Here is a 4,596-nt window from a genome sequence, read left to right as displayed (position 1 = left end):
CACGCGGTAGTCTGCGGCATAAACCCACATCGGCAATGCTGCCAACAGTACGGCGGCTAAGTGTGCTTTCGCTTTCATGATGCACATCTCCCTTTTGAGGTTTTGTTTCGGTTGTTAAACAATCTTTGCTGTCTTTATTTTATTTTGTTTCAACATTTTATTCCGTTTCGGCGGTGATTTCCACGCGCCGGTTCGGGGCTAAGCATTCTTTCAATTCCGGACGCGGCAAGGCGGCGGAACATTGTTTAACGGGTTTGCTTTCACCGCCGCCTGCGGTGTTGATTAAATAGGCGGGTATGCCGTTTTCTGCCATGATTTGTTTCACGGTCTCGGCACGGCGTTCGGATAAGGCTTGGTTGTAGCTGTCGTTGCCCAAATAGTCGGTATAGCCGGTTACGGTAATGCGGCGAAGATGATTGCCGGGGTATTGGGTGGCGATTTGACGGGTGATGGTGCGGATTTGCTGTGCGCCGTCGTCATACATTTCATGGCGGCCGCTGCCGTTGAAATGGAATAAGGCGTCGCCCGACAACACAAAGGCGGCGGGAACGGTGATGGCGGCGGGCGAGGTTTGTCCTTGGCAGGAAACGGTTCTGCCGTTTTTATCATTTACTTGGTAGTTGGCGCTGCCGATGGGTTGGTTGTCGGCAAAAATATCCACTCTGCCGCTGCCGGCTATTTGCTCGGTGCTGTTAATCCAAAACCAGGCATGATGCAGTCCGCGTTTGAAGTGGCTGCTGATGGTGTCCAGCGGTTTGCTTTGCTGATAAATCAGCTGGCCGCAATGATACCAGTTCGCTTGCAGGGTTTTGGGAGCGGTGCTGCTGTTAAAGTCGCTGATGGTTACAAACGCGTTGACGCTGCTGCCTGCTTTAAAATTTTGGTAGGTGTTGCTGATGCGGCTCAATTCACTTTGGCTGATGTTGCGGCTTTCGGTGGTTTGTACGCGGTAATCAACGGCATACGCCGAGCCGCTGAATAAGTAAGCCAAGCAACAGGCGGCGGCAAGTGTGTTGATTTTCATGGGGTCTTATCCTTGCTGTTAATTGCTGTTTATTTAAAAATAATTTTCTTTTGTTTTTAATGCTGTTTTGCTTTCAGGCAGCCTGTATCAAAACTCAGGCTGCCTGAACAGGCTTTAGGCAATCCAGATTTGGTTGTTGGCAATCAAGTCTGCCAAATCGGTGCTCACCCCTTTTAAGGTGACCAAGTCGGTGTATTGTCCGGTGCCGTTGGCATCGACTTGCACGATGGTGTCCGCACCCACTTGCTTGGTGGTTACGTAATCGTTTAAGCCCGCATTCACCGATGCCACATCCAAGATGTATTTACTGGTGGTAACGTCCCAATACACGGTGGCGTTGCCTTGGTAGTCGCTTAACAGGTCGGTTAAGTCAAGCACGCCGGCAGTGCCTTGACCCAATGTGGACAAGTCGTAGCCTGAACCCATACCGCCGGCGGCTGTCAGCCCGCCGAAGCCGATAACGGTGTCGCTGCCGTTGCCGCCGTCTGCGTCTGCGGTGATTTTGTTGTAATCCAAAATCACGGTTTTCGCATTGATTAAGTTAAAGGTGTCGTTGCCTTCGCGGCCTTCAAACCAGTTGTCGGCACCGGCTTTGGCAGTGAAGTTGTCGCTGCCGTGTCCGCCGCGTATGCCTTCGATGTTGATGAAGGTGGCGGTGTTAAAGCCGGTGTTTTGCGAACCGGTATTGTTTAAGTCCACGGTTACGCCGCCGGTGGCGGTGCTGAAGTCCACAATGTCCATGCCGCCCGCGGCTTTCCACACTTTGCCGTTTGCCGGGTCGTTTTCCCAGCCGCCCGCGCCGTTATAGACGGCGGTGCCGCCGGCAGCATAGAAGGTGTCGTTGTAGCCGGTGCCGCCGAAGTTGCCTGTACCGTTGCTGCCGGTGCTCAGCACAAACGACGGGGTGTGTTCCATACTGGTGTTGTCGCCGGTTTGTATGCTCCATTCCGCGGTTGCTGCGGAGCCGCCGTTGTTGTAAGTCATTTTTGCGGTGTATTCGCTGTTTGGCTTCAATCCGTAAAAATCAACAATGCCGGTGGTGCTGTTAATCATGCCGTCTTGCGGGTTAAGCACTTGGCTGGACACACGTTTGCCGGAAGCGTCAAACAGTTCCACGATGTTGCCCATATAGATGTTGATGCCGTCTTGATCGACAATCTTCAGGTGTAAATGGGTGCCGTCGCGGGCGATGTTGTTGTTTTGGTAGTAGAACCAGCTGTTGCCGTTTTTACGGATCATAATATCCAAGGCACCATCCCAGTTGTAGTCCAAGGCGCGCATGGTGCCGCCGTAAGAGCCGATGTTATTTGCACCGGAACTGGTGGATACATCCAAGTCAATGATGTCGAAGGATTTACCGTCACCTTTGTTGCGGAATAAGGTTACCCCTTTGTTATTGCCGTTATCACCGCCCCAAGTGGAGAATTCAACCACATCCATATAGCCGTCACCGTCAAAGTCAATGGCAACCGAATGCTCGGCGTTGTTGCTGTCGCTCATCTGAATCGGCGTATTGGACAGCGTGCCGCTGCCGGCGCCGTCGCTCAGGTAAAGCCGGCTGTTGTATGCCGCTTGGTTAGCGGTACTAGAGCCGTTATACCCGGCATTGGCAGGCAGCCACAAATCCACATAACCATCGTTGTTGAAGTCCGCCCAGGTCATGCTGGTGTCGGTCATGGTGTTGTGGTTATTGGCGTTGCTTTTTACCAGCGCGTTGGCAATGGTTTGCTTAAAGGTTAAACCACCGGCAGCACTGTTCAGCGCGGAATAATAATCTCCTTGCAAGTTATTGCCGCTGCCGGCAGCGCTGTTGCTGCCGGAGAATGCCACATCGACAAAGCCGTCTTTGTTTAAATCCACCACCGAAATTTGTGTACCGATGTTCACACTCCCCTGCATATTGACAATACTGCTGTAGATATTGGCGGTTACAGCCGCGGCGGCAATCGGTGTGGTGGCATCGTTGCTCATATAACGGATGTTTTGTCCGTTCCAGTTGTTGCCGGTGAGTAAATCAATATAACCGTCGCCGTAACGGTCCCAGGCAACCAGATTGGCATTGCTGGTGCCGGCTGTGCCGGTTTGGGTGGCGGCAGCGTTATTGGCACTGCCGGTGGAATACCATAATACAGGGCTGCCGCTGCGGACAGTGTCCGCAAACACGGTAACCGCGCCGCCGGCATTGATGGCTGTTGTCCCCGAAATGCTGTTGTTGTATGCAACGGTGGTGAGGGTTTTACCGTCGGCATAGATTTGATATTCACCGTTGTTGTTTAAGGTCAATGCCGCACCCGACAATACTCGGTTATCAGGGCTGGTGTTTGCGGTGTAGGTTGCCATAGCTGCCGGCACAGGAGCATAAGGGTTGGGGTTGGGCAGACCTGCTGTGCCGCGGTAAACAATGGTGTAAACATCGTTGGTAACCGTTTGCACTTGGGTGGTGGGGCTGATGCGCGAAATATTGCCCGCCGCATCAAACTGCACAAAGCCCAAGTTCACTTCGCGCGGCAATAAGTCCCCGCCCAAGGCAACGCTCGGTGATACCGGCAGGGTGACCGCAAAGCTCGATACCGAACCCACGATGCCGCTGCCCAATATCCGATCATAACCGTAATCAAAAATACCGTTTTTGTTGTCGTCCGAAACAATCGCAATTAATGCGCCCGCTTCGGCACCGCCCGGTACTGCAAAGTTTTGGACGAGATTCGCCGGGTTGTTACCGCTCACAACACCATCGCTGCCGCCGTTGGGCATGGTGACAACTTGTCCTGATGAGTTCTGCCCGCTGTTGGTGTCGTTCGGCAGCTTCGGCGCGGCGGTAATCCGGTTGGGGGCAACCACGTCAATAACGAATGCGCCTTGGTAGTATTGGGCATTGTGTGCGGTGTCAATCGCACGAAGCATAACGTTGATGTTGCCGGTGCGCGCCATCGGGTCGGCAAATGTCCAGTTGCCTGAGGCGTCGGTGGTGGTGCTTGTCCAAGTGATGCCGCCGTCAAAGCTGATTTCCACAAAGCCGTTGGGGTTGCTCGCTGATGTGCCTACCAGCACCACTTGGTTGTCGCGGGTGATGAGGTCGGCGTTTTCGATGTCTGCGGCGCTGCTTGGCACAATGTTTGACACAGCACTTGACACGACATCGCCTTTGCCGTTCGGATCGGTAAAATCAACCCATGTGTCGGTGGTTACCTTGGTGATGGTCAGCGCGCCCGGCGGGGTGGTGTCCACAACAACGTCAAAGCCGTTGGTGGGGCCGCCGGTGTTGTCTTTGCTCGCCGCACTGAATATGCCGGCATCATCAACTATTTTGGTGAAGTAGCTGTAGGTTTTGCCGTTCGCCAAGGTGTTGGTGTCGTTGTAACTCCAGGTCCAATTGCCGCCGGCGTCTTGGGTGAACGCCAATACTTCGCCAATGCAATCACCGGCGGCAATGGCTGCCGAGGTGGTCGGGTCGGTTAAGCTCGGGTTCGCGCTGCTTGCGTTTTCAACACGGTACAAGAACAGGCGGTGTCCTTCTTCCAGCTGTTTGTCCAAAGTGCCTTTAATCGTGGGCGTGGTGTCGTTGGTGGACT

The 4,596-nt window shown here is 53.7% G+C and carries 2 protein-coding genes; both read right to left on the bottom strand.

From position 1 onward, the window contains the following. Positions 1-157: 157 nt before the first annotated feature. Positions 158-1,024: an OmpA family protein gene (locus Q384_RS14170; RefSeq protein WP_051940913.1), complete on the bottom strand. Its 867-nt coding sequence runs from the start codon at positions 1,022-1,024 to the stop codon at positions 158-160. 114 nt (positions 1,025-1,138) lie between these two features. After that, the coding region (locus Q384_RS10650) for a beta strand repeat-containing protein (protein ID WP_037587968.1) at positions 1,139-4,596 on the bottom strand (3,458 nt) is incomplete at its 5' end.

This window comes from Stenoxybacter acetivorans DSM 19021 (assembly GCF_000745895.1).
In the GTDB taxonomy this organism is placed as follows: domain Bacteria; phylum Pseudomonadota; class Gammaproteobacteria; order Burkholderiales; family Neisseriaceae; genus Stenoxybacter; species Stenoxybacter acetivorans.
Note: the sequence above shows the minus strand (reverse complement) of the source record. Positions and strands in the feature narration are given on the sequence as shown.